Raw genomic sequence first — 688 nt, 5'->3', positions numbered from 1 at the left:
AGAAAAAGTCAGCTTCACCACATCATACTTGTTGATTGTTCATGACGGCATACGTCATTTAGAAAAAAGCGCGCGTTAATTGGCGCACAAAACAAGAGTTCATGACGGCATACGTCATTTAGAAAATAAACAGTAAACGCATAATCACCAGCATCAGGTTCATGACGGCATACGTCATTTAGAAAACAAAACCAGCTAGAATATTATGGAATCTTCGGTTCATGACGGCATACATCACATAAATTAATGTTCTAACTGGAGATAAGATTTAAATCGAAAACCACGATGTATCAAAGCATTTAAAGAAATAGGAAATCGAAATCTGGCAGTTTGTAATACTTGAAGAACCCATGTTTTTTCAGCTAAAAATTCAAATAAGATTTTATCATCACATATCCTCGGGCCAGTAAAGATATCTGTCTGATAAGCTAACCCTATCCATAATGACTCCAACAATATATTTTTATCTAGATCGACTAACGCCAAAGTTAAAGTTTCCTCAAAGATACAATCATGGCTAAGGAAAAGAAGATAGCAGTGAGAATATACACAAACTACACCTTCTAAGACTTTACCCTCAACCATAACCCCTGTCTTTTTTCCCCTAACCATGACTTCAGACTGCGGAGAACTATTCGCCCCCATGTCTTGGATCAATGCTAAACCGATATAATCAGCCACATACATA

General features: G+C 36.8%; 1 protein-coding gene. It reads right to left on the bottom strand.

From position 1 onward, the window contains the following. Nucleotides 1-243 precede the first annotated feature (243 nt). On the bottom strand, nucleotides 244-688 hold a 445-nt coding region (locus tag F3J37_RS27860), incomplete at its 5' end, for a hypothetical protein (protein ID WP_166936858.1).

Origin of the sequence: Candidatus Pantoea communis (assembly GCF_011752685.1) — a bacterium.
GTDB classification, from domain to species: domain Bacteria; phylum Pseudomonadota; class Gammaproteobacteria; order Enterobacterales; family Enterobacteriaceae; genus Pantoea; species Pantoea communis.
Note: the sequence above shows the minus strand (reverse complement) of the source record. Positions and strands in the feature narration are given on the sequence as shown.